We start from the raw sequence: 23,327 nt of genomic DNA, 5'->3' as shown, positions 1-23,327 counted from the left end.
CAGGTCCTCCGTGACACCGTAGCGGGTGGCTTCAGTCGCCCGGGCCCTGGCGCCCGGCGAAGCCCGCGAACAGCGTGTGCAGGAGCGGGATCACCGACCCGACCATGAGCACGGTGCCCACGAACAGATCCTCCGCGCGCAGCACCGCGCCGCTGATCAGGAGCGCGGCGAAGAGCACCGCGGACACGGCGCGGCGCCCCATGCGCTCCAGCCGGCGAAGGCGCTGCTCGAGCTTCGGGGCGTCGGCGACGAGCCGGCCGTCCTCGGCGCGCGTGATCATGTCGTCGAGCCGGCGCGGAAGGCGGGCGACCACGGCCGCGGTGGAGGCGGCCTCGCGGGCGAACGCCTGCACCACGTTGCCCCGCTCGTCGCGCAGGAGGCGGTCGGCGTAGGGCTCGACGGCGTCCCAGACGTTGAATTCGGGGTCGAGCGAGCTGCACATGCCGCTGGTCAGCGAGACGGCGCGGATGATGAGCAGGAAGTTCTCCGGCAGCTGGAAGGGCAGCGAGCGCACCACGTCGCCGAACTCCGTGGCGAAGGCACGGAACTCCCGCGGGTCGACCTTCTGCAGCTCCGCGAAGCCCATCCCGCCGAACCGGGCGAACAGCGCCGTCATCGCCCGCTCCAGCTCGTTCGTGTCGGCGGACGGCAGCAGCACGCCGACCGCGCGGATGCTCTCGATCATCTTGGCGCTGTTGCGCGACGCCACGGCGATGACGAGCTGCTGCAGCCCGTGGCGCAGCCCGTCGGGCACCTCGCCCATCATGCCGAAGTCGATGAACGTCAGCTTCCATGTCTTCCCGCCCTCGCGGGCGCCGCGCTCGACGGGCGTGACGAAGATGTTCCCCGGATGGGGATCGGCGTGGAAGAAGCCGTTCGAGAACAGCTGATCGAACATGACGTCGGCGAACTCGATGGCGACGTGGCCGGGGTCGATGCCGGCCGCGCGAAGCCCGTCGACGTCGTTGATCTTGATCGCGGTGACGTCCTCCAGGGTGAGGACCCGCCGCGTCGTGCGCTCCCACGCCACGTCCGGCACGCCGACGCGGGGGTCGCCGGCGAAGTCGGCGGCGAACCGCTCGGCGTTCTGCGCCTCGTGGAGGTAGTCGATCTCCTGCCGGCTGGTGTAGGCGAACTCCTCCAGCAGCGCCGGCAGGTCGACGTGGTCGCGGACCACTTTCACCCGGCTCAGCCACGCCGCCACGCGCCGCAGGGCGGCGAGGTCGACGTCGACGATCGCCTCGATCCCCGGGCGCTGCACCTTGATCACGACGTCCGCGAACCCCGTCTCGGCCGCGTCGGCCTGGGTGAGCCGCGCACGATGCGCCTGGCCGAGGGATGCCGCGGCCACGGGGGTCTCGTCGACCCATTCGAACGCGCGCCCGAGCGGGACGCCCAGCTCCGCCTCGGCGAGTGTGCGGATCGCCGGGAACGCGACCGGCGGCACCTCGTCCTGGAGCCCCTCGAGCTCCTTCGTGATCTCGGGCGGCAGCACGTCGAGCCGCGACGACAGGAACTGGCCGACCTTGATCATGAGCCCGCCGTACTGCACGGCGAGCACATGGAACCGGCGAGCGATCGTCTGCAGCCGTCGGGCGCGCCCGCGGGCGGCGAGGGCGCCGAACCCCAGGCGCGGCAGGAAGAGCTCGTACCACCACGCCTGGACCATGTAGCGTCCGGCGAACCGGAGGATCCTGCGGTAGCGGGCGCGCGTGTTCCCGACGTCGGCCATCGAATCTCCTAGATCGCGGTGCCTGCGATCCCGATCGCCCGGGATCGCACGCCCCGTCGAACCCGCGGGCTCGGGCCGGCGTCTGCCGGCACGCGGCCGGCGATCAGTCCTGAGCCAGGATCGAGTAGAGCTTACGCCGCGCCTCGTCGAGCACTTCGACAGCCTGCGCGACCTGCTGCGGCGTGCCGCTGCGACCGACCTGGGCGGCGGCCTGTGCGAGCTTGGCACCCGACTTGGGCAGCGCCGAGGTGCGACCGGTGTCGCGTGAGCTGAACGATTCCCACGGCGCGGACTTGTCCTCGGCCGACGCCGTGGCCTCGGCCCGGCCCGCCTCGGTGAGCGAGTACGTCTTCTTGCCGTTGGACTCCTCCGCCGCGACCAGTCCCTCGTCGGCGAGCAGCTGGAGAGTCGGGTAGACGGAGCCGGGGCTCGGCTTCCACGCACCGTCGCTGCGCGCCTCGATCTCCTGGATGATCTGGTATCCGTGCATGGGCTTCTCCGCCAGCACCGCCAGCACCGCCGCACGGACGTCGCCCTTGGCGACGCGCGGCGAGAATCCCTTCTCGAAGGCCTCGCGCAACTGATCCATCGCGTCCCACAGGCTGTTGGGCAGGCCACTGCCCTGACCTCCTGGACGCGAACCGAAACCGGGGAATGAACCACTCATGGCTGTCTCCTAACGAGCGTCTGCCGATACCCCGACGATACATACCGATATATCGGTGCGGAAGGGCACCGGCCTGGGTGTTCCCTGTGTCACCGCTGAGAAGTCACCACCCCATGGAGCCCGGAACGCCCTTGAACGGGCCGGCGATGTCGGGGGTGATCCACCCGCCGTAGAAGCGGCCCGGCTGTGGTGTCACCTCGACCCCGTCGATCGTGCAGCGGTCCATGTCACAGGCGTAGACCGCCACCCGATCGGCCAGCTGCTCGTAGCCGGCCGCGGGCCGCGGATACGTCCACGCCGCCCGTAGCCGGACCTCGCCGCCGCCGCGCACGTCGAAGTAGCGCGCGCCGCCCTTGAACTCGCAGAACGAGGAGCCCTCCCCGTGCGTGAGTGCGCCGTCGGCGAACGCCGCGATCGGCAGGTAGTAGACGGGCGGGTGGCTCGTCTCCAGCACCCGCACGACATCGTCGGTGTCGAGGATCTCCCGGCCGCCCAGCTCGATGCGCACCCGCCGCGCGACCCGCTCGACGCGCGGCGGTCGGGGGTAGTCCCACACCGACTCCTGGCCGGGGCCGACGGGATCGGGCTCGGGTCTCATGGGCGACCGCATTCCTCGAGCCAGCGCAGCCACACCTCGCTGATCGTCGGGTACGACGGCACCGCGTGCCACAGGCGGTCGATCGGCACCTCGCCGACCACGGCGATCGTCGCGGCGTGGAGCATCTCGCCGACGTCCTGCCCCACGAATGTCGCCCCGACGACGACGCGGCGATCCTCGTCGACGATGACGCGGGCGCGCCCGCGATAGTCGTCGGCGTGCTCACTCGCGCCGGCGAGCCATGAGAGGTCGTAGTCGATCACGCGGATGCGCAGGCCCGCGGATCGAGCCGACTCCTCGGTGTGCCCGACCGCGGCCACCTCCGGATCGGTGAAGACGACCTGCGGCACCGCCGAGTGATCGGCGGTCGCCACGTGCGCTCCCCAGGGGCCGTCGTCGACCTCGCCCTGCGTCGCGCGGGCTGCGATGACGTCGCCCGCGGCGCGGGCCTGATACTTGCCCTGATGCGTGAGCAGGGCGCGATGGTTGACGTCGCCCACGCCGTAGAGCCAGTCCACGCCGCGCACGCGCAGCGTGTCGTCGACATCCAGCCAGTCGCCCGGCGCCAGCCCGACCGCCCCGAGCCCCAGGTCCTCCGTGCGGGGCCGCCGCCCGGTGGCGACCAGGACCTCGGCGGCGCGCACCTCGGACCCGTCGGAGAGCGTGAGCACGACACCGTCGGCGTCGCGGCCGGCACGTTCGACCTCGACGCCGGTGCGGACGTCGGCGCCGGCATCCGTCAGCGCCTTCGCCACCGCCTCACCGGCGAACGGCTCGACCCCGCGCAGCAGACCGGAGCGCGCGATGACCGTCACCTCCGCGCCGAGTGACGTGTAGAGCGTCGCCATCTCGCTTCCGACGACGCCGCCGCCGAGGATCGCGAGGGACGCCGGGACGTCCCGCACGCCGGTCGCGTCCCGGCTCGTCCAGGGCTGCGCCTCGCGCAGGCCGGGGATGTCGGGCACCAGCGCCGCCGAGCCGGTGCACACGGCCACGGCATGGCGGGCCCGCAGGACGGTCTCGGCGCCGTCCGCAGCAGCCACGGTGACCTCCCGCTCGCCGCTCAGGCGTCCGTGGCCGCGGACCAGGTCGATGCCCGCCCCGTGCAGCCACTCCACCTGTGAGCTGTCGTCCCAGTCGTGGACCAGCACGTCGCGCCGGCGCAGCGTCGCCGCCACGTCGACCGTGCCGGTGACCGCCTGCGCGGCGCCGCCGACGGCCCGGGCGGCACGCAGGGCGGCGCCAGGCCGCAGCAGCGCCTTGGAGGGGATGCAGGCCCAGAAGGAGCACTCGCCTCCGACGAGCTCGCTTTCGACCACGACGACCGACAGGCCGCCCTGTCTCGCGCGGTCGGCCACGTTCTCGCCGACGGGCCCCGCGCCGATCACGATCAGGTCGTACTCCCGAGCAGTCATGCGCCCAACGTAGCGGCGCCCCCCGACGGCGGGCGAGACCCGCCCTCGTGATGAGTGTGGCCGGGCCGCAGCACAGACGATGCGCGCAGGTCAAGATCCGGCATCAACGGGCCCGATGTCGTCGACGTGTGGTTTTCTGGGTTCTCCGCCGAAAGGACAGCATGGCGATCGAATTCCGCGCGGTTTCCAAGCGCTTCGCGGACGGCACCCTCGCCGTCGATGACTTCAGCCTGCTTCTCCCCGCACACAAGACGACGGTCCTCGTCGGCTCGTCGGGGAGCGGCAAGACGACGCTGCTGCGCATGATCAACCGCCTGGTCGAGCCCTCGGACGGCGTCATCACGATCGACGACGAACCGATTTCGCAGCGCGACCCGGTCGCACTCCGGCGCGGGATCGGGTACGTGCTGCAGAGCGCGGGCCTGCTCCCCCATTTCTCGGTCGTCGACAACATCGCCACGGTGCCGGTGCTCACGGGCGTGCCGCGGGCGCAGGCGCGGCGGCGCGCCCTCGAGCTCATGGATGTCGTGGGCCTGGAGCGAGGGCTCGCCAAGCGGTACCCGAGTCAGCTCTCCGGTGGGCAGCAGCAGCGCGTCGGCGTGGCGCGGGCGCTCGCCGTCGATCCCGACATCCTCCTCATGGACGAGCCCTTCGGGGCCGTCGACCCCATCGTGCGACGCGAGCTGCAGGCCGAGATCATCAGGCTCCAGCGGGAGCTGCACAAGACGATCGTGTTCGTCACGCACGACATCGACGAGGCGTTCCTCCTCGGCGATCAGGTGGTGATCCTCGAGAACGGCGCCCGCGTCGCCCAGATCGGCAGCCCGAGCGAGATCATCGAGAACCCCGCGAGCGACTTCGTCGCCGATTTCATCGGCGCCGAGCGCGGCACTCGCGCGCTGCGGGCGAAGCAGACGCCGCAGGGCACGGTGCTCGTCGATGCCGCGGGGCGCACGCAGGGCGTGCTGGTGGAGGACTCGCCGTGAGCTGGGTGCTCGACAACCTGGACCTCATCGGCGCGCTCACGGTCGACCACCTGCGGCAGAGCGCCATTGCGATCATCATGGGATTCGCCGTCGCCATCCCGATCGGGTGGCTCGCGTTCCAGTACACGCGGCTGCGGGGCCCGGTGCTCACGGTCGTCGGGCTGCTGTACACGATCCCGTCCCTCGCGCTGTTCCCGCTGCTGCAGCTGCTGGGCATCCCGTTCCTGTCCGAACTGAACCTGATCGTGGCGCTGGCGATCTACGCCGTCGCGATCATGACCCGATCGGTCACCGAGGGCCTGGCCTCGGTCGATCCCGCCACGCGCAGCGCGGCCGTCGCCGTCGGCTACGGCACCTGGCGACGCTTCTGGACGGTCGACTTCCCGCTGGCCGGCCCGGTCATCCTCGCCGGGCTGCGCGTCGCCGCGGTGTCGACGATCTCGCTGGCCACCGTCGGTGCCCTGGTGGGCGTGCAGAACCTCGGCTATCTCTTCACGAACGGGTCGCAGCGGCGGATCGTGGCCGAGGTCTTCGCCGGAGTGGTGGCCGTCGTGGTGGTGGCGCTGGTGATCGATCTGCTCCTGGTCCTCCTCGGCCGCGCGCTGATGCCCTGGGTGCGCAGGACCTCGCCGACGCGCGCCTCGCAGCGGCGGGCGGTGTCGACGGCGGTGGCGACGTGAACCTCCTCGCCGAGGCCCTCGCCTGGATCTTCTCGCCCGACCGCCTCACCGGCTCGCTTCCGCTGCCGACCGCGATCGCGCAGCACCTGGCGTTCACGTTCGGCTCCGTGGCCATCGCCGCGGTGATCGCCATCCCCGTCGGCTGGGCGGTCGGCCACACCGGGAGAGGACGCGACGTGGTCGTCTTCCTCAGCGGCGCCGCGCGGGCCCTCCCCGCGCTCGGCCTGGTGGTCCTGCTCGTGCTGCTGGTAGGGGTCTCGCAGAAGACCGAGGCCGCCGTCGCCGCCTTCGTGCTCCTCGCGATCCCCTCGATCCTCGCCGGTGCGTACGCCGGCGTCGAGGCGATCGACCGCTCCGTGATCGATGCCGGGCGCGCGATGGGAATGACCGAGTGGCAGATCCTGTTCCGGATCGAGATGCCCCTCGGACTCGCACTCCTGATCGGCGGACTGCGGTCCGCCACTCTCCAGGTGGTCGCCACGGTGACCATCGCGGCCTATGTCGGCCTCGGCGGCCTCGGGTTCTATCTGATCCAGGGGCTGGCCCTGCGCCGGTTCGACCAGATCCTCGGCGCCTCCATCGTCATCGTCGCGCTCGCGCTCGCCCTCGACGGCCTCTTCGCCCTTCTCGCCCGCTTCGCTGTGCCTCGCACCGACGGTCCCCGCTCGCGCCGCGAGGCCGCGGCGCAGGCGCTCGCCCCCGTCCCCCAGCTGTCCCGCTGACCCCTCACCACATCGGAGGTTCCCCCATGTCCACAGCACGCACCCGCCTCGCCCTGGCGCTCGCTGCGACAGCCGTCACCGCGCTCACCCTCGCCGGGTGCGCCTCCAGCGACCCGCTCGAGAGCGACAGCGGAGACACCGGCGACGCCGGCGACTCGTCGACCATCGTCATCGGGTCGCAGGCGTACTACTCCAACGAGATCATCGCCGAGATCTACGCCCAGGCCCTCGAGGCCGAAGGCTTCACCGTCGAGCGCGACTTCAACATCGGCCAGCGCGACGCCTATATGCCGGCCATCGAGGACGGCTCGATCGACCTGTTCCCCGAGTACACCGGAAACCTCCTGCAGTACTTCGAGCCGGACACCACCGCCACCACGCCCGACGACGTGTACGCGGCGCTGCAGGACGCCCTCCCCGACGGGCTGACCGTCCTCGAGCAGTCCTCGGCGACCGATCAGGACTCGTACAACGTCACAGCCGCGTTCGCCGAGGAGAACGGGGTCGCCTCCATCGCCGACCTCGCCGGCATCGACGGGCTCGTGCTGGGCGGCGCGCCCGAGCTCGAGGAGCGCCCCTACGGCCCGAAGGGCCTCGAAGAGGTGTACGGCGTGACCGTGTCGTTCCAGGCCACCGCCGACACCACGGTCGAGGAGCTCGTCGCGGGCAACATCCAGGTCGCCAACGTCTACAGTGCCGACCCGCGCATCGAGACCGAGGATCTGGTGACGCTGGAGGACCCGGAGGGTCTGTTCCTCGCGTCCAACGTCGTCCCGCTGGTGAACGCCGACGTCGCCGAGGAGATCGCCGACGTCATCAACGCCGTGAGCGCCGCGCTGACCCCCGAGGGCCTGGTGGCGATGAACGTGCAGTCCACCGAGGAGCAGCTCTCCGCCGAGGACATCGCCGCCGCGTGGCTCGCCGACAACGGACTGGCCTGACGCTCCCGGCATGACACGTCACGCCCCGCCCGGCCGCCTTCCGGCCGGGCGGGGCGTCACGCGTGACAGACGCTCAACCCGGATGGCACCGCGGGCGTTGCGCAAGCCCGCAGGTGCGCCGAGATGCCGGCGGAACGCTCACGCCGCCGCAGGGCGCGGGGCGGTGGAGCGCGGGGCGAGTGCCGCCGTGAGGGCTTCGCGCCTGTCGAACACGAAGCAGTCGCCGTTCCAGTGGGCGCCGCCGACGCGCTCGAAGTACCCCAGGATGCCGCCGTCCAGCTGATAGGCGTCCACGCCCGCCTCGCGCAGGTAGATCGCGGCCTTCTCGCAGCGGATGCCGCCCGTGCAGTAGCTCACGACGGTCTTGCCGGCGAGGTCGGGCGCGGCGGCGGCCGCGGCATCCGGGAACTGCGTGAACCGCTCGATGCGCCAGTCGATCGCACCGTCGAAAGCGCCGTAGTCCACCTCGAACGCGTTCCTGGTGTCGACCAGCACGACCTCTCGACCCCGGTCGTCGCGTCCCTCGTCCAGCCACCGACGCAGCGTCTCGGGCGCGACAGCGGGCGCGCGCTCGGCGTCCGGGCGGATCGTCGGGTGGTCCATGCGGATGATCTCGCGCTTGACCTTGACGAGCATCTTCCCGAAGGGCTGCGTGTCGGACCAGCTCTCCTTCGTGGTCAGCGGCGCGAACCGGGGGTCGATCCGCAGCTCGTCGATGAAGGGGCGCACGGCGTGGGCCGCGCCCGCGAGGAACAGGTTGACGCCCTCCTCCGCGATCAGAATCGTGCCCTTGAGCCCGGCCGCGAGCGCTCGCTCGCGCAGCACCTGCCGCAGCGCGCCGGGGTCGGCGATGCGGGTGAACAGGTACGCCGAGACGTTGAGAACGGATGCCACGCCCTCCAGCCTACGGAGGTGTTGGCACCGCCCCACGCAGCCGCGGGCACCCTCTCGGCGTCCGGTACCGCGGCGGTCCGACGCGGTCAAGACCCTCGCGCGCGGTCCGCGCAGGGTCGAAGGTGGGAGGACGTCAGCGGCGCCGCCGCGACACGACGGCAGGAGTGAGATGACCGATCCGACCCTCCCCGAACCGCTCCCGGGCCAGACGCCGCCCGGCGAAGTGCCACCGGGCCCGCCCTCGCCGGCACCCGCCGACCCGCCGCCCGGGCTGCCGACCGAACCGCCGGCACCCTGGCCGGACGAGCCGCTCGCGCCCAACCCCGAAGAGCCGACGTTCCCGCAGACGCCCGAGACGCCGTTCCCCTGAGCATCACCGCTGCTCAGGCGCGTGCCGGACACGTCCACCCGGGCGTCACCGTGCGCGCACGCGTCCGGCGAGCAGGCGCTCGGCGACGTCCCAGACCCGCGCGCCGGCAGCCGGATCGGTGACCCGCCGGTATGCCTTCAGTGGACCGGCAGCACCCCCGAGGTGCAGTGGTCCAAGCGGTCCGAAGAAGCCGGGAGGCGCGGCATCCGTCACCGCGGCCAGCAGGGCCGGCTGCGCGGCCTCGGCGGGCGTGTTGCCCCATCGCTCGGCCAGCGCCTCGCCCGCACCGCCGCGCCTGCGCTCGCGCATCGCGGGCGCGATGGCGGTGCCGGGCGCGATGCCCGGATGGCTGAGGTGCACCGTCAAACGCCCGTCGCTCGCGGCGGAGCGCCGCGCGAGCTCGTAACCGAACAGCCCGAGCGCGACCTTCGATGCGCCGTACGCGCGCAGGGGCGCGTAGCGACGCTCGCTCTGCAGGTCGTCCCACGCGAGCCGTGTCACACCGGCGGCGAGGCTCAGCTGGATCACGACCCGGGTGCGCCGGTCGCGCAGCAGCGGCAGGAGCGCGGTGGCGAGCGCGAAGTGCCCGAGGAAGTTGGTCTGGAAGTGCAGCTCGAAGCCGTCGACGCTCGTGTGCCGCTCGCCGTCTCCGAGCAGCACGATGCCCGCGTTGAGCACCACGATGTCGAGGGGCGCGCGTTCCGCGGTGAGGGCCGCCGCCAGTGCGGCGACGGAGTCCAGCCGGGCGAGGTCGAGATCGCGAAGCTCGATGCGGGTCTGCGGGGCAGTGCTGCGCAGGCCCGCGACCGCGCGCTCGCCCTTCTCGCGGCGACGGACCGGCAGCACCAGGTCGGCTCCTGCCGCGGCCAGCCCGCGCGCGATCTCCACTCCGACGCCGTCGCTCGCCCCGGTGATCAGAGCCGTGCGGCCACGCAGGTCGGGCAGCGCCACAGGCGGGGCGGGAGTGCGGGCCATGGGTCCTCCGTTCGGCGTCCGTCAGTCAGGAGGGGCGACAGATGCCGCTGATACCACGGGCAGTGGACCCGCACCGGTCTCCACGGCCCGGCCCGCCGCGAGCACGATCGCCTCACCGAACGGCGGGCCGATCAGCTGCACGCCGGTCGGCATCCCGTCGCCGCCCATGCCGGTGGGGAGCGCGAGCGCCGGCAGCCCCAGGAAGTTGGCCGCCACGGTGAGCCACAGTGCGCGCCAGGCTTCGTCGGCTGCGGACGTTCCGCCGAGGTCGTAGTCCGGTTCGCGCATCCTCGTCGTCGAGACCGGCCCGAGGATCAGCGGGACCTCGGTCTGGAGCCGCCGCCATTCCGCCGCGATCACCGCGCGCCGCGCCCAAGCCGCGGCGTACTCGCGCGCCGTCTCGTACGGCCGGGCCGCCGCCGTGCTGTCGCGCAGGAACGCGGTCGCCGAGCGCCCGAGCGGCTGGCCGAGGGCGGCGGGGTCGAGGGAGATCAGCATGTCGGTGCACGAGAGCCTGCGCCACAGCACCGCAGCCTCCTCGAGCAGAGGTGGGTCGAGGTCGACCGTCTCCCACCCGGCCCGGCGGAGTGCCTCGGCGGCGCGCTCGATGCCCGCGGCGACGTCGCGGTCGACCGGCGCTCCGCCCGGGTCGCGCACCACGCCGACGCGACGCGGAACGTCGTCGGCGCGGAGAGACGGCGCGTCGAGCGAGACCGGGTCGTCGGCATCCCACCCGCTCATCACGTCGAGCGCGAGGCCGACGTCGCCGACGCTGCGCGCCAGGGGTCCATTGACCGAGAACTCCTGCAGCGTCAGCGCGACCGGACGGTCCTGCACCGCCGCCCGGGGAACGCGTCCGCGCGTGGGACGCATCCCCACGATCCCGGCCGCGTAGGCGGGAAGGCGAAGGGATCCGCCGAAGTCGTTCCCGAGCCCGACGGCGCTCATGCCCGTCGCCGCGGCCACGGCGTCGCCGGCGCTGGATCCGCCGGGGCTGCGCCCGCGGTCCCAGGGGTTGAGCGTGCGGCCGAAGAGATCGTTGTCGGTGTCCCAGCGCATGCCGAAGTCGGGCATGTTGCCGCGACCGATGGGCACGGCGCCCGCCGCCCGCAGTCGCCGGACGATCGTCGCGTCGCGCGCCGGCACGGCGTCGGCGAGGCCGCGCCAGCCGTTCGTGGTCGCCGACCATGTGAGCTCGATGTTCTCCTTCACCGACACCGGGACCCCGGCGAGCGGACCCGGATCGCGCCCGTCGGCGATGGCCGCGTCCACGTCGGCGGCCGCAGCCCGTGCCCTGCCGGCGAACACGACGGTGAGCGCGTTGAGGTCACCGTTGCGGTGCGCGATCCGGTCGAGGTGCGCTTCGACGACGGCCACGGCGGTCGTCTCGCCCCGGCGCACGGCGGCGGCGATGTCGACGGCGGACGGCAGAGCGGTCGGAGTCATCGGTTCCATCCCACCACGACCACCGGCGCCGCGTCAGCCGTTAGCACGCGGACGCGCGGAGGGCAATCCCCGGGCCTGCGCGGCCGGCTCTGGCTACCGTCGATGACACACCCCACCGCGGCGCGGATCCCTCACGGCCGGTCCCCCGCGGCAGGCGACCGACGAAACGGAGCGACAGTGGCGACGACGACCGCGAAGAAGAGCACGGCGAAGAGCAGCACGAACTCCTCCGGAGCCTCGGGCAACAAGAGGCGGGCCGCGCGCGGCGGAGCCGGCGCCGAGCTCACGCCGGAGCAGAACGCGGAGCGGGGCTTCACGGCCTCCGAGACGCTCAGCGAGAACCTGCAGAAGGTGCTGGTCGACCTCATCGAGCTCTCGCTGCAGGGCAAGCAGGCGCATTGGAACGTGGTGGGCCGCAACTTCCGCGACACCCACCTGCAGCTCGACGAGATCATCGAAGCCGCACGCGACTTCGCCGACACCGTCGCCGAGCGCATGCGCTCGCTGCACGCGCTTCCCGACGGACGCAGCGACGAAGTCGCACGGACCACCACCCTCCCGGAGTTCCCGCAGGGTGAGATCGCGACGACGGAAGTCGTCGATCTGATGACGGAGCGATTGGATGCCGTGGCCGCGACGTGCCGCGACGTCCACGACGACGTCGACGAAGAAGACCCCACGAGTGCCGACATCCTGCACGCCATCCTCGAGCGGGTGGAGCAGCTCTCGTGGATGGTGAGCGCGGAGAACCGCACCCCGCAGCGGTGATCCCAGGCGCCCTGACGCTGCCCGCCCGTCCCCGGACCGGCGGGCAGCGCCGCGTCCGGGCACGGCGGCACGGTCGCGCGACCGCGGCCGCGATAATGGGAGCATGACCGGCGGCTACAGCGCGATCTCGAGCTATTCGCGCGTCGAGATCATGCGTCTGCTGCAGGAGCGCCCGCAGCGGGCCGTCGCCGAGCTCGTCGAGGCGACCGGACTCCACGCCAACACGGTCCGCGAGCACGTGCAGCGTCTCATCGACGCCGGCTACGTCATCGCCGAGACCGAGCGTCGCACCACCCGCGGGCGACCGCGCGTGCTCTACTCGGCGGCGACGGGCGCCGCGCAGGCGTCGAGCCCCGTGGCGGCGCGCCGGGCCGAGGAGGCGGCGCGCCGAGGCGACCTCCTGCGCCGCGTGTACGGATCGGACGCGGATGCCGAGCTCGGCGCGGATGCCCTGCACCAGCTCGACGCACTCGTAGAGGACCTGGGCGACGCCGGATTCGACCCCGTGGTCGACGAGCGGGAGCTGACGGTCGACCTCACGCCCTGCCCGCATGCGGCCTCGGCCGACCATCGGAGCGTGCTGTGCGGCGTCCACGTCGGCCTCATGGACAGCGTGCTCGCGCAGGCCGGCGGACCGCTGCGGGTCGAGGGTATCGCGCCGTCGTGCGACCCGACGCAGTGCGTCGTGCAGCTCGCCGCGGCCCCCGCCTGAGCGTCAGCCCGGCGCCGGCACCCGCACGCGGTCGGGCCGCGCGTAGACGTTCATCGACGACCCGCGCACGAACCCGACGAGGGTGAGCCCCGAGGCGGCCGCCAGCTCCACCGCGAGCGAGGACGGCGCCGAGACGGCGGAGAGCACCGGGATGCCGGCCATGACCGCCTTCTGCACGAGTTCGAAGCTCGCCCGGCCCGACACCTGCAGCACGGTGCCGCCCAGCGGAAGGCGGTCCTCCAGCACCGCCCACCCCACGACCTTGTCGACGGCGTTGTGACGGCCGACGTCCTCGCGCAGCACGAGGAGCTCGCCGGTGGCGGCGTCGAAGAGCGCCGCGGCGTGCAGACCACCGGTCTTGTCGAACACCGCCTGCCCGGCCCGCAGCGCGTCGGGGAGCGCCGCCAGGGTCGCCGCGTCGACGGTCGCGGCATCCGTCGACACGTCGTAGCGCGATGACTTCTCGATCGCCTCGATCGACGCCGTTCCGCACACGCCGCACGAGCTGGTCGTGTAGAAGTTGCGCGCGATGTCGGTCACCGGCGGCGTGACTCCCGCGGCGAGCGCGATGTCCAGGACGTTGTACGTGTTCTCGGTGGCCGCGGCCGTGCCGGCCAGGGCCGGCCCGATCGTGAGGAGCGGCCCGTCGCCGGCGGGAGCGGCCGCAGCCCCGGTGCCGGGACCGCCGCAGTGGATCGCCGACCGGACGTCGCGGCCCTCGGTGATGACACCCTCCGACACCAGGAATCCCGCGGCGAGCTCGAGATCATGCCCCGGGGTCCGCATCGTGACGGTGAGCGCCTCGCCGCCGATGCGGATCTCCAGCGGCTCCTCCACGACGACGGTGTCGGCGCGGCGTCGGACGGCCGCGCCGCCGTCGCCGAGCGCGATGCGGGTCACGGGGGTGCGGGTGGTGAGGCGTCCCACGTCAGCCGCCGATGGCGTTCATGCCGCGCGCGGGCTGCAGGAACGACGGATCGTTGATGGCGTGCCCCGGCATCTTCCCCCGCACGCAGGAGCGCAGCATCCCGTCGATCTCGCCCTCGTCGCCCCCGGCGCGGAGGATCGGGAGCAGGTCGTACTCGGTCGTGGAGAACAGGCAGTTGCGCAGCTGGCCGTCGGCCGTGAGGCGCAGCCGGTCGCAGTCGCCGCAGAAGGGCGCGGTGACCGAGGCGATGACGCCCACCGAGTGGGGGCCGCCGTCGAGCATCCAGCGGGCGGCCGGCGCTCCTCCGCGCCCGGGCACGGGGGTGAGCGTCCACCGCGCCGACAAGGTCGCGAGGATCTCGTCCTGTGTGACCATGCGTGCGCGGTCCCATGTGTGGCCGGCGTCGAGGGGCATCTGCTCGATGAAGCGCATCTGCGCATCGTGGCGGATCGCGAACTCCACGAGGTCGACCAGCTCGTCGTCGTTGACGTCTCGCATGGCCACCGCGTTGAGCTTGAGGGGACGCAGGCCCGATGCCTCGGCCGCCGCGATCCCCGCCAGGACGTCCTCGAGGCGGTCACGGCGCGTGAGCTCGCGGAAGCGGTCGCGCCGGAGCGTGTCGATGGAGACGTTGAGGCGCTGCAGGCCGGCATCGACGAGCGCGGGCAGCAGCTCGGGAAGACGGATGCCGTTCGTCGTCATCGCGATCTCGACGGGACTGCCGGACGGGCCGATGATCCCCGCGAGGCGACGCACCACCTCGACGATGTCGGTGCGCAGCAGCGGCTCGCCGCCGGTGAGCCGGAACGTGGTGATGCCGTCGGCCGCGGCCACGCGCGCGATGCGCTCGATCTCGTCGAGGGACAGGATGCTCGTCTTCGCGAGCCACTCGTTGCCCTGTTCGGGCATGCAGTAGGTGCAGCGCAGCGAGCACCGGTCGGTGAGCGAGATCCGCAGGTCGCGGTGCACGCGTCCGTGCGTGTCCACGAGCGGCGCGCCGAGGCCGGCGTCCGCAGCGGATTGAGCGGATGCCGGGGGCAGCGGCATCCGTCGTCCGATCGTGACCGGGATCGCGGTCACGCGGACGGCCCCGTTCGCAGTGCCCGACTCGCCATGGTTCGAGGGTAGCCGCGTCGGGAGGCGGGGGCGCCGCGGCCGCCCGATTATTCACGGCCGGCGAGGCCGTCGGCCGACGGCATTCCTGCCACGCTGGGGTGCGACGGGCGCCCTGCGGGGAAATGTCGCCCGTGTGGTCTGACCACATGTTACTGTGGTCAGACCACGTCCGAAGCGATCGGAGAACGCATCGTGGATCTGCTGGACCCTCTCCTGCTGGCGCGCTGGCAGTTCGGCCTCACGACGCTGTACCACTTCCTCTTCGTGCCCCTCACGCTGGGCATGGCGCTGACCGTCGCGATCTTCCAGACGGCGTGGTTCCGCACGGGGAATGTGAAGTGGCTTCACCTCACCCGCTTCTTCGGCAAGATCTTCCTCATCAACTTCGCGATGGGCGTCGTCACCGGCATCGTGCAGGAGTTCCAGTTCGGCATGAACTGGTCGGCCTACTCGCGGTTCGTCGGCGACGTCTTCGGCGCCCCGCTCGCCTTCGAGGGCCTCATGGCCTTCTTCTTCGAGGCGACCTTCATCGGCCTGTGGATCTTCGGGTGGGACAAGCTGCCGCGCGCCCTCCACCTCGCGAGCATCTGGATCGCCACCGTCGGCGCGTGGTTCTCGGCGTACTTCATCCTCGCGGCCAACGCCTTCATGCAGAACCCGGTCGGCTTCCGCATGGCCGACGACGGCTCGCGCGCCGAGATGACCGACTTCTTCGCCGTGCTGTCCAACCCGGTGGCGCTCGCCGCGCTCCCCCACACCCTGTTCGCTGCGTTCATGATGACCGCCGGCGTCATCATCTCGATCTCGGCCTGGCACCTGCTGCGCAGGCAGAACGTCGAGATGATGCGCTCGTCGCTGAAGTACGGCCTGTGGGGCATGATCGTCGCCTTCGCCGGCGTGGCGCTCTCGGGCGATCAGCTCAGTCTCGTGATGGTCGCGACGCAGCCGATGAAGATGGCGGCGGCCGAGGCGATGTTCGACAGCGCGTGCGGGGCGGATGCCTCGTTCTCGGTGTTCACGCTCGGCACGCCCGACGGCTCGACCGAGCTGTTCTCGATCCGCGTGCCGTACCTGCTGGCGCTGCTGTCGACCCACTCGCTGGACGGCTGCGTCGAGGGCATCAACGACCTCAACCTGCAGTACACGACCGAGCTGTTCCCGCAGTTCGCCGACCAGGTCGACGGCAACTTCGCACCGATCCTCTGGGTCACCTACTGGTCGTTCCGCTGGATGATCGGCCTCGGTGGCATCGCCGCGCTGACCGCCGTCGTCGGCCTGTGGCTCACGCGCAAGAGCGCCAAGCGCGAGGTGCCCGCGTGGGCATGGAAGCTCGCGATCTGGGCGTGGCCGGCGTCGCTCTTCGCGATACTCGTGGGCTGGGTCTTCACCGAGATGGGCCGCCAGCCGTGGATCGTCTTCGGCCTCATGCTCACCGAGGACGGCGTCTCGCCCTCGGTGCCCGGATGGACGGTGCTGATCTCGCTCGTCGCCTTCACCCTCGTCTACGCCGCGCTGGCGGTCGTGGAGGTCGGCCTCATCATGAAGACCGCCAAGAAGGGCCCCGAGCCCCTCCCCGAGCCGGGCGCGCCGGACCCGCGCACCCTGGCGGTCGAAGACACCCCGACGACGGTCTACTAGGAGCCCCGGAGCAACGTCATGGATCTCGCCTACCTCTGGTTCTGGATCGTCGGATTCCTCTTCGTCGGCTACTTCGTGCTCGACGGGTTCGACTTCGGCGTCGGCATGTCGCTGCCCTTCCTCGGCCGTGACGACGTCAGCCGCCGCCAGGTCATCAACACCATCGGTCCGGTGTGGGACCTCAACGAGACCTGGGTCATCGTGGCCGGCGCCTGCCTTTTCGCCGCGTTCCCCGAGTGGTACGCGACGCTGTTCAGCGGCTTCTACCTCGCGCTGCTGCTGATCCTGCTCGCCCTCATCCTCCGCGGCGTCTCGTTCGAGTACCGCCACCAGCGGGACTCGCTGCGCTGGAAGAAGGGGTTCGACACCATGATCATCGTGGGCTCCGCCGTGCCGGCGCTGCTGTGGGGCGTCGCCGTCGCCAACATCGTGCAGGGCGTGCCGCTGGATGCCGACCACGAGTTCACCGGGTCGCTGCTGACGCTGCTGAACCCGTACGGGCTCCTCGGCGGCCTCACGACGCTCCTGCTGTTCTTCACCCACGGCGTCTACTTCGTCGCCCTCAAGACCGACGGCCAGGTCGCCGCGGATGCCCGTCGCCTGGCGGGCCGCGCAGGCCTGCTGACGATCGTCGTGGCGGCGGCGTTCCTGGTGTGGACCGTCGGCATGGCGTTCGGCGAGGGGCGCGACTTCGCGCTCGTCACGGCGGTCCTGTCGGCCGTGGCGGCCACGGTGCTCATCGCGTCGTGGCTCGCCAACGCCCGCGGGCGCGAGGGATGGGCCTTCGGCTTCGGCGCCGTCACCATCGTGTCGGCCGTGCTGGCGGTGTGGTTCGCGCTGTTCCCGTACGTGATGCCCTCGACGACCGATCCCGCCGGCTCGCTCACCATCGAGAACGCCTCGAGCACCGACTACACCCTGACGATCATGTCGTGGGCGGCCCTCATCTTCCTGCCGCTGGTGCTCGCGTACCAGGGCTGGACCTACTGGATCTTCCGCAAACGCGTCACCCGCTCGCACATCGAGGCGGCCGCGGCGGCGCCCGTGCACTGAGACGGCGACGGGCGCATCGGTAGGGTCGAAGGAGCAATGGACGACACGCAGGACGACGGACCGCCCCCGAGCTCAGGCAAGCCCGTCGACCCCCGGCTGCTGAGGTACGCGCGCGCATCGCGGTGGTTCTTCGCCGCCGTCGCCGCGATCGCCCTCGCGCAGACCGCCGTGATCGTCGCGTTCGCCTGGCTGCTCACGCGCGCGGTCACGGACGCGATCGACGGGATGCCGCTTGCTGCTCTGACGCCGACGCTCGGCGCGCTCGCGCTCGTCGTCGCCGCGCGGGCCCTTCTGCTGTGGGCGCGGGAGGCCGTCGCGGCGCGCGCAGCGGCACGCGTGCAGTCGCAGCTGCGGGCGGCGCTCGTCGACGCCATTGGGACGCTCGGGCCGGAGTGGCTCGCGGGGCGCAACTCGGCTTCGCTCGCGGTGATCGCCGGGCGCGGGCTCGACGCCCTCGAGGCCTATTTCGGTCGCTACCTGCCGCAGCTCGTCCAGACCGTCGTCGCGACGCCGCTCATCCTCGCCGTGATGTGGTGGGCGGACTGGATCTCGGGGCTCACGGTCCTGCTCACGCTCCCCCTGATCCCGATCTTCATGGTGCTCATCGGTCTGGCCACGCGCGCTGTCCAGCAGCGGCAGTGGCGGACGCTGCAGCGCCTGGCGGCCCGCTTCGCCGACACCGTGCAGGGGCTGTCGACGCTCAAGGTGTTCGGGCGGCAGCATCGCGCCGCGGCCTCCATCGAGCGTGTCACCGACGACTACCGCCGCGAGACCATGCGCGTGCTGCGCGTGTCGTTCCTGTCGGGGTTCGCGCTGGAGTTCCTCGCGTCGATCTCGGTCGCGATCGTCGCGGTGTCGATCGGCTTCCGACTCATCGACGGCGCACTCGCCCTCGGCGTCAGCCTCTTCGTGCTGCTGCTCGCGCCCGAGGCGTACCTGCCGCTGCGGCAGGTGGGCGTGCAGTTCCACGCGGCCGCCGAGGGCATCGCCGCGACCGATGACGTGTTCGACGTGCTCGACGCGGCCCGCGCGAGGGGACCTCGGCCGGTGTCGGGCGCCTCCGCACCTTCCCCTGCCTCCCGCGCGGACGGCACGGCGCCCGTCCTGCGCCTGGACGCCGTGCGCGTGCGGCGCGGCGAGCGGCAGTTGCCGCCCGTCGGCCTGACCGCCGCGCCGGGGTCCGTCACCCTGATCGAGGGCCCGAGCGGCGCCGGCAAGTCGAGCCTCTTCGCAGCCCTTCGCGGCGTCGCGGCGTTCGACGGCGACGCGTCCTGGGACGGCGTCGACGTGCGGGCGCTCGCGTCGTCGGACTGGCTGGCATGGGCCGGGCAGCGACCCGGCCTGATGACGGGGACGATCGGCGACAACGTCGCCCTCGGCGACCTCGTCCCCGACGCCGCCGTCGTGCGCCGCGCGCTCGACCTGGCCTGCGCCGGCGGGCTCGATCCGGCACACGGTCTGGGGGTGCAGGGTTCGGGACTCTCGGGCGGCCAGGCCCAGCGGGTGGCCGTCGCACGCGCCTTCTACCGCCATCTGCGCGGCGCCGCACCGGTGATCGCGCTCGACGAGCCGAGCTCGGCGCTGGACCCCGAGACGGAGCACCGGCTGTGGCGCGGCATCCGCCTGCTCGCCGACGACGGGGCGACGGTGCTGCTGGTGTCGCATCGGACGTCCGCCCGCGCGATCGCGGACGACGTGGTGCGGCTCGAGCCGAGCGAGGTGCCGGCATGACCGCCGCCGCCGCGGTGCTGCGCGGAGCGATGCCTCCGGCCCGACGGTTCTGGTGGACGATCGCGGCGGGTTTCGCCTCCGAGGCGTCGGCCGTGGCGCTGCTCGCCGTGAGCGCGTGGCTCATCGTGCGGGCGAGCGAGCAGCCGCCGGTGCTCTACCTGTCGTTCGCCGTCGTCGGTGTGCGCTTCTTCGCCATCTCACGCGCCGTGTTCCGCTATCTGGAGCGCCTCACCGGCCACGACGCCGCACTGCGGCAGCTCTCGTCCACGCGCGCCGACCTCGTGCGGCGCCTGGTCCCGCTCGCCCCCGACGGGCTGGGCCGCACCCGTCGCGGCTCGGTCCTCGGCGCGCTGGTCGACGACGTCGACGAGCTGCAGGACCTGCCGCTGCGGGTCGTGCAGCCGCTGGCGTCGTCGGCGCTCGTGTCCCTCGGCGCCGTCGTGCTCGTCGCGTTCGTCTGGTGGCCGGCTGCGCTCACCCTGCTCGCGTGCCTCGTGGTGGCGGGTGCGGTCGCGACACTGTGGGGCTGGGCCGCCGGCGCCCGGGCCGAGGGCACGATCGCTCCGCTGCGGGCCGATCTGACCGACGCGGTCCTGGACCACGTCTCGAACCTCGACGTGCTCGCCGCGTACGGCGCCGAGGAAGGCAGCCGGGACCGGATCGAGCGGGCCGACGCGGCGCTCCGCCGCGCGGTCGTCCGGCGGGCCGGCGCCCAGGCGGGCACCGCCGCCCTCGTCTCATTGCTGGCCGGCGCCGCCTCGATCGCCGCGGTGCTCGTGACGGCGCCGGGCGTGGCATCCGCGACCCTCGACGGCCCGGCGCTCGCCGTGGCCGTCCTCGTGCCCATGGCGGTCTTCGAGGTGTTCGGCGCCGTCGCGCTTGCGTCGGCGGCCTGGCGCAAGGTCCGTTCCGCCGCCGGCCGGATCGCGGACGCGCTGCCCGCCGCCCCGCCGCGCGAGCTCGCACCCGAGACGGCGTCCCCCACCGGCGAGGCGCCGGAGCTGGGAGAGGGCGTTCGCCTGCGGGGCGCGAGTGTGCGCTGGCCGGGTGCGGCGCAGGCGTCGCTGCACGACGTGGATCTCGACATCCGGCCGGGCGAACGGATCCTCGTCCTGGGCTCCAGCGGCGCCGGCAAGAGCACCCTGGCGCACGCGCTGGTGCGCTTCCTCGAGACCGAGGGCTCCTACGAGATCGGCGGGCGCTCGGTGCACGACCTCTCCCCCGACGACGTGCGGCGGTCGGTCGGCCTCTGCGAGCAGCATCCGATGCTCTTCGACGAGGACATCCGGCAGAACCTGCTCTTCGCGCGCGACACCGCCACCGACGCCGACCTCGAGGCGGTCCTGGACCGCGTGGGGCTGGGCGCGTGGCTGCGCGAACGGGGCGGGCTCGACGCCCGGGTCGGCGAGCGCGGGGCGCTCGTCTCGGGCGGGCAGGCGCAGCGCATCGCCCTGGCCCGTGCGCTGCTGCGCGGCTTCCCGGTGCTGGTGCTCGACGAGCCGACCGCGGGCGTCGACCCCGAGGCATCCGCCGCGCTGCTCGTCGACCTGCTGGGCGCGGTGCGCGACGACCAGGCCGTCGTGCTCATCTCGCATGTCGCCGTGCCCGAGGCGCTCGTCGACCGCGTCGTGCGCATCGACGACGGCCGCCTGCACGACGGGTCGACACCGGGGCGCACGCCTGACGCGCGGCCCGCGGTCAGTCCGATGCGGCCGTGACCTCCGCCTCGTCCCCCGTGCCCGACTGGGCCTCCGCGGTCGCCGTGATGCGCCGCGCCATGCCGGCGAAGACGAAGCCGTGGAAGGGCAGCACCGCCAGCCAGTAGAGACGGCCGGCCAGCCCGCGCGGGAAGAACACCGCCCGCTGGTCGTACCGTGACCCGCCGCGCTCGTCATCGGCGGAGGAGCGCAGCTCGAGCCAGGCCAGACCGGGAACCTTCATCTCGGCGCGCAGGCGCAGCATGCGCCCCGGCTCGAGGGCCTCGACCCGCCAGAAGTCCAGTGCGTCGCCCACGGCGAGGCGGTCGCGGCTGCGGCGGCCGCGTGCGAGTCCGATGCCCCCGACGAGCCGGTCCATCCAGCCGCGGATGGCCCACAGCACCGGTGAGGAGTACCACCCGTTCTCGCCCCCGATGCCGATGATCACGCGCCACAGCGCCTCGGGAGAGGCGGAGGTGTGCGCGGAGCGGACGTCGGTGAAGACCACGCGGCCCGCCCAGTCGGGGTCGTTCGGCAGCGGGTCGCTCGGCGCGCCCATCACCTCGGAGTCCTGCCAGCTCGTCTCGATGGCGTCCGCCTCGACCCGGCGCAGCGCCCGGCGCACGGCGGTGCGGTACGGCATGAGGCCGTCCTCGGGCGGCGGGATGAGGGCGTCGACGTCGTGGTCCTTCATGATGCACTCGTTCTGCAGGGACTCCACGAGGGGCCGCGCGATCGACCGCGGGATCGGCGTGACGAGGTTCACCCAGTGCGAGGCGAGGCGCGGCGTGAGCACGGGCAGCGCCGCGATCGGCCGCTGCGGAAGGCCGGCCTCGACGGCGTAGCCGTTCATCATCTGGCCGTAGCGCAGCACGTCGGGTCCTCCGATGTCGACGGCGCGGTTCACCTCGGCGGGCACCCGCGCCGCGCCGAGCAGATAGTGCAGCACATCGCGGACGGCGATCGGCTGGATGCGGTTGCGCACCCACTTCGGTGCGGGCATGTAGGGCAGCACCTCGGTGAGGTGGCGGACCATCTCGAACGACGCCGAGCCGGATCCGATCACGACGCCGGCCTGCAGCACGAGGGTCGGCACGCCGCTGTCGAGGAACATGCGGCCGACCTCGACGCGCGAGCGCAGGTGGGGTGAGAGCGGAACGCCTTCGGGATGCAGGCCGCCCAGGTAGACGATGCGGCCCACGGATGCCGCCGCGGAAGCCTTCGCGACGGTCTCGGCGGCGCGCCGGTCCGCGTCGCGGAAGTCCTTGCCGCCCGACATCGAGTGGACGAGGTAGTAGAGCACGTCGACGTCGCGAACGGCGTCGGCGACGGATGCCGCGTCGGTGGCGTCGCCGTCGACCACCTCGACCCGATCGCCCCACGGGAAGGCCGACGCCCGCGCCGGGTCGCGGACGAGCACGCGCACCTCGTACCCGGCGGCGAGCAGGCGCGGCACGAGGCGCCCGCCGATGTACCCGGTCGCACCGAGCACGAGGGCACGCGGTGCGCTGCCGTCGGGGCGCGGCAGGGCCGACAGCACCGGCTCACGGCCGGTCGGCGAGGAGACGTCTTCCACAGGGGCAGACTACGCGCGCCCCCGCGCGACCCGGCAGGCTTGACGACCCGGCCCCGAGGGCGTAGTCAGAGGCGCTTGGCGAAGACCTGCGTGCCCTCGGGCGACGCGAGGGGCTCGAAGCCGACGCGCGGGTAGAACGCCACGGCTCCGGCGTTCTCGGCCGAGGCGACGAGGTGCAGGCCGCCGACACCGGCGGCGCGCAGGGCGTCCTCGAGGGTCTCGATGAGCCGACGGCCGAGTCCCTGCCCCTGGGTCTCGGGGAGCAGATCGATGTGGAGATGGGCCGGGTACTCGTCGCCGAACGGCTGAGAGCCGCCGCGGCGCGCGTGCGCGTACCGGACGATGCCATCCTGTCGCGAGATGCTCACCGGCTTCGGATCGCCCTCGGGCCGGGGCCACCGCATCGCGTGCCGCGGCCACCACTCGGTGGCGAACCAGTCCTCGAACGCCGCGGAGTCGGGCGCCCCCACGATGTACCCGACGACCCGGCCGTCGTCGGCCTCGACGACGAAGGCGAACTCGGGGTGGCGCGCGACGTACGGCAGGACGAAGATCTCGGCCCAGAGATCGTCGTCGTCGAGCAGCCCGGTCGCGTCGGCGCCGGCATCCGCCGTCCTCAGACAGATTTCGGCGAGCGCCGGCTCGTCACCGGCGCGGAAGGGGCGGATGCTGCTCACCGGCC

22 protein-coding genes are annotated in these 23,327 nt (G+C 72.5%); 11 read left to right on the top strand and 11 right to left on the bottom strand.

Going from position 1 to position 23,327, the window contains the following annotated elements; all coding sequences use genetic code 11:
• Window positions 1–31: 31 nt before the first annotated feature.
• The 4 genes from V6R91_RS07405 to V6R91_RS07390 form a co-directional block, all read right to left on the bottom strand.
• Window positions 32–1,732 carry an ABC1 kinase family protein gene (locus V6R91_RS07405; protein WP_336394926.1) on the bottom strand — a complete coding sequence of 567 codons (1,701 nt, stop codon included), beginning with the start codon at window positions 1,730–1,732 and terminating at the stop codon, window positions 32–34.
• A 103-nt stretch (window positions 1,733–1,835) separates the two neighbouring features.
• Window positions 1,836–2,399 (bottom strand): PadR family transcriptional regulator, encoded by a 564-nt coding sequence (locus tag V6R91_RS07400; RefSeq protein WP_336394925.1) that lies wholly within the window; start codon window positions 2,397–2,399, stop codon window positions 1,836–1,838.
• Between the two features lie 103 nt (window positions 2,400–2,502).
• Entirely contained in the window at window positions 2,503–2,997 is a 495-nt protein-coding gene (locus V6R91_RS07395) for a DUF427 domain-containing protein (protein ID WP_336394924.1), read from the bottom strand.
• Window positions 2,994–4,412: a dihydrolipoyl dehydrogenase family protein gene (locus V6R91_RS07390; RefSeq protein WP_336394923.1), complete on the bottom strand. Its 1,419-nt coding sequence runs from the start codon at window positions 4,410–4,412 to the stop codon at window positions 2,994–2,996. The genes V6R91_RS07395 and V6R91_RS07390 overlap by 4 nt, the downstream gene beginning before the upstream one ends.
• 161 nt (window positions 4,413–4,573) lie before the next feature.
• Between V6R91_RS07390 and V6R91_RS07385 the strand changes: the two genes are divergently transcribed.
• From V6R91_RS07385 to V6R91_RS07370, 4 genes are read left to right on the top strand one after another with little or no spacing between them, the layout of a single operon-like run.
• Window positions 4,574–5,398 carry an ABC transporter ATP-binding protein gene (locus tag V6R91_RS07385; RefSeq protein WP_336394922.1) on the top strand — a complete coding sequence of 275 codons (825 nt, stop codon included), beginning with the start codon at window positions 4,574–4,576 and terminating at the stop codon, window positions 5,396–5,398.
• Window positions 5,395–6,078 carry an ABC transporter permease gene (locus tag V6R91_RS07380; protein ID WP_336394921.1) on the top strand — a complete coding sequence of 228 codons (684 nt, stop codon included), beginning with the start codon at window positions 5,395–5,397 and terminating at the stop codon, window positions 6,076–6,078. Before V6R91_RS07385 ends, V6R91_RS07380 begins: the two co-directional genes overlap by 4 nt.
• Entirely contained in the window at window positions 6,075–6,800 is a 726-nt protein-coding gene (locus tag V6R91_RS07375; protein ID WP_336394920.1) for an ABC transporter permease, read from the top strand. The genes V6R91_RS07380 and V6R91_RS07375 overlap by 4 nt, the downstream gene beginning before the upstream one ends.
• 26 nt (window positions 6,801–6,826) lie before the next feature.
• Complete coding sequence (locus V6R91_RS07370; RefSeq protein ID WP_336394919.1) at window positions 6,827–7,741, top strand: ABC transporter substrate-binding protein; 915 nt, start codon at window positions 6,827–6,829, stop codon at window positions 7,739–7,741.
• A 138-nt stretch (window positions 7,742–7,879) separates the two neighbouring features.
• On the opposite strand, the gene V6R91_RS07365 is transcribed toward V6R91_RS07370, so the two are convergent.
• A complete protein-coding gene (locus tag V6R91_RS07365; RefSeq protein ID WP_336394918.1) occupies window positions 7,880–8,635 on the bottom strand; it encodes a sulfurtransferase in 756 nt (251 codons plus the stop codon).
• 169 nt (window positions 8,636–8,804) lie between these two features.
• Here V6R91_RS07365 and V6R91_RS07360 point away from each other — a divergent pair, with 169 nt between their 5' ends.
• Complete coding sequence (locus V6R91_RS07360) at window positions 8,805–9,005, top strand: hypothetical protein (protein WP_336394917.1); 201 nt, start codon at window positions 8,805–8,807, stop codon at window positions 9,003–9,005.
• A gap of 45 nt (window positions 9,006–9,050) precedes the next feature.
• Here V6R91_RS07360 and V6R91_RS07355 read toward each other — a convergent pair whose 3' ends face one another.
• Window positions 9,051–9,980, bottom strand: a complete 930-nt coding sequence (locus V6R91_RS07355) for an SDR family oxidoreductase (protein WP_336394916.1) — start codon at window positions 9,978–9,980, stop codon at window positions 9,051–9,053.
• Between the two features lie 21 nt (window positions 9,981–10,001).
• Complete coding sequence (locus V6R91_RS07350) at window positions 10,002–11,426, bottom strand: amidase (RefSeq protein ID WP_336394915.1); 1,425 nt, start codon at window positions 11,424–11,426, stop codon at window positions 10,002–10,004.
• Between the two features lie 177 nt (window positions 11,427–11,603).
• On the opposite strand from V6R91_RS07350, the gene V6R91_RS07345 reads away from it, so the two are divergent.
• Both V6R91_RS07345 and V6R91_RS07340 read left to right on the top strand, forming a co-directional pair.
• Entirely contained in the window at window positions 11,604–12,194 is a 591-nt protein-coding gene (locus V6R91_RS07345; RefSeq protein ID WP_336394914.1) for a Dps family protein, read from the top strand.
• A 103-nt stretch (window positions 12,195–12,297) separates the two neighbouring features.
• On the top strand, window positions 12,298–12,906 hold the full coding sequence (locus V6R91_RS07340) for a helix-turn-helix transcriptional regulator (protein ID WP_336394913.1): 609 nt from the start codon (window positions 12,298–12,300) through the stop codon (window positions 12,904–12,906).
• Between the two features lie 3 nt (window positions 12,907–12,909).
• Here the strand turns inward: V6R91_RS07340 and fdhD are convergent, their stop codons facing one another.
• Window positions 12,910–13,833: a formate dehydrogenase accessory sulfurtransferase FdhD gene (gene fdhD / locus V6R91_RS07335; RefSeq protein ID WP_336394912.1), complete on the bottom strand. Its 924-nt coding sequence runs from the start codon at window positions 13,831–13,833 to the stop codon at window positions 12,910–12,912.
• Between the two features lies 1 nt (window position 13,834).
• The gene (moaA, locus tag V6R91_RS07330) at window positions 13,835–14,881 is read right to left on the bottom strand and encodes a GTP 3',8-cyclase MoaA (protein ID WP_336395067.1); all 1,047 of its coding nucleotides are present in this window, start codon (window positions 14,879–14,881) and stop codon (window positions 13,835–13,837) included.
• A gap of 261 nt (window positions 14,882–15,142) precedes the next feature.
• On the opposite strand from moaA, the gene V6R91_RS07325 reads away from it, so the two are divergent.
• Genes V6R91_RS07325 through cydC form a run of 4 tightly spaced genes read left to right on the top strand, consistent with a single transcriptional unit; the run spans window position 15,143 to window position 21,090 of the window.
• Window positions 15,143–16,588: a cytochrome ubiquinol oxidase subunit I gene (locus V6R91_RS07325; RefSeq protein WP_336394911.1), complete on the top strand. Its 1,446-nt coding sequence runs from the start codon at window positions 15,143–15,145 to the stop codon at window positions 16,586–16,588.
• A gap of 18 nt (window positions 16,589–16,606) precedes the next feature.
• Complete coding sequence (gene cydB / locus V6R91_RS07320) at window positions 16,607–17,641, top strand: cytochrome d ubiquinol oxidase subunit II (RefSeq protein WP_336394910.1); 1,035 nt, start codon at window positions 16,607–16,609, stop codon at window positions 17,639–17,641.
• Between the two features lie 36 nt (window positions 17,642–17,677).
• Window positions 17,678–19,372, top strand: a complete 1,695-nt coding sequence (cydD, locus tag V6R91_RS07315) for a thiol reductant ABC exporter subunit CydD (RefSeq protein ID WP_336394909.1) — start codon at window positions 17,678–17,680, stop codon at window positions 19,370–19,372.
• On the top strand, window positions 19,369–21,090 hold the full coding sequence (gene cydC, locus V6R91_RS07310) for a thiol reductant ABC exporter subunit CydC (RefSeq protein WP_336394908.1): 1,722 nt from the start codon (window positions 19,369–19,371) through the stop codon (window positions 21,088–21,090). Before cydD ends, cydC begins: the two co-directional genes overlap by 4 nt.
• On the opposite strand, the gene V6R91_RS07305 is transcribed toward cydC, so the two are convergent.
• Window positions 21,071–22,645, bottom strand: coding sequence for an SDR family oxidoreductase (locus tag V6R91_RS07305; RefSeq protein ID WP_336394907.1), 1,575 nt, complete (start codon window positions 22,643–22,645; stop codon window positions 21,071–21,073). The genes cydC and V6R91_RS07305 overlap by 20 nt on opposite strands.
• 65 nt (window positions 22,646–22,710) lie before the next feature.
• Entirely contained in the window at window positions 22,711–23,322 is a 612-nt protein-coding gene (locus V6R91_RS07300; protein ID WP_336394906.1) for a GNAT family N-acetyltransferase, read from the bottom strand.
• Window positions 23,323–23,327 lie beyond the last annotated feature (5 nt).

Source organism: Microbacterium sp. CCNWLW41 (assembly GCF_037083505.1).
Note: the sequence above shows the minus strand (reverse complement) of the source record. Positions and strands in the feature narration are given on the sequence as shown.

What these genes read in the sequence shown, in the direction of transcription:
- V6R91_RS07405 (WP_336394926.1), bottom strand. Translation starts at nt 1,732, where the DNA reads ATGGCCGACGTCGGGAACACGCGCGCCCGCTACCGCAGGATCCTCCGG.
- V6R91_RS07400 (WP_336394925.1), bottom strand. Translation starts at nt 2,399, where the DNA reads ATGAGTGGTTCATTCCCCGGTTTCGGTTCGCGTCCAGGAGGTCAGGGC.
- V6R91_RS07395 (WP_336394924.1), bottom strand. Translation starts at nt 2,997, where the DNA reads ATGAGACCCGAGCCCGATCCCGTCGGCCCCGGCCAGGAGTCGGTGTGG.
- V6R91_RS07390 (WP_336394923.1), bottom strand. Translation starts at nt 4,412, where the DNA reads ATGACTGCTCGGGAGTACGACCTGATCGTGATCGGCGCGGGGCCCGTC.
- V6R91_RS07385 (WP_336394922.1), top strand. Translation starts at nt 4,574, where the DNA reads ATGGCGATCGAATTCCGCGCGGTTTCCAAGCGCTTCGCGGACGGCACC.
- V6R91_RS07370 (WP_336394919.1), top strand. Translation starts at nt 6,827, where the DNA reads ATGTCCACAGCACGCACCCGCCTCGCCCTGGCGCTCGCTGCGACAGCC.
- V6R91_RS07360 (WP_336394917.1), top strand. Translation starts at nt 8,805, where the DNA reads ATGACCGATCCGACCCTCCCCGAACCGCTCCCGGGCCAGACGCCGCCC.
- V6R91_RS07355 (WP_336394916.1), bottom strand. Translation starts at nt 9,980, where the DNA reads ATGGCCCGCACTCCCGCCCCGCCTGTGGCGCTGCCCGACCTGCGTGGC.
- V6R91_RS07350 (WP_336394915.1), bottom strand. Translation starts at nt 11,426, where the DNA reads ATGACTCCGACCGCTCTGCCGTCCGCCGTCGACATCGCCGCCGCCGTG.
- V6R91_RS07340 (WP_336394913.1), top strand. Translation starts at nt 12,298, where the DNA reads ATGACCGGCGGCTACAGCGCGATCTCGAGCTATTCGCGCGTCGAGATC.
- moaA (WP_336395067.1), bottom strand. Translation starts at nt 14,881, where the DNA reads ATGCCGCTGCCCCCGGCATCCGCTCAATCCGCTGCGGACGCCGGCCTC.
- cydB (WP_336394910.1), top strand. Translation starts at nt 16,607, where the DNA reads ATGGATCTCGCCTACCTCTGGTTCTGGATCGTCGGATTCCTCTTCGTC.
- cydD (WP_336394909.1), top strand. Translation starts at nt 17,678, where the DNA reads ATGGACGACACGCAGGACGACGGACCGCCCCCGAGCTCAGGCAAGCCC.
- cydC (WP_336394908.1), top strand. Translation starts at nt 19,369, where the DNA reads ATGACCGCCGCCGCCGCGGTGCTGCGCGGAGCGATGCCTCCGGCCCGA.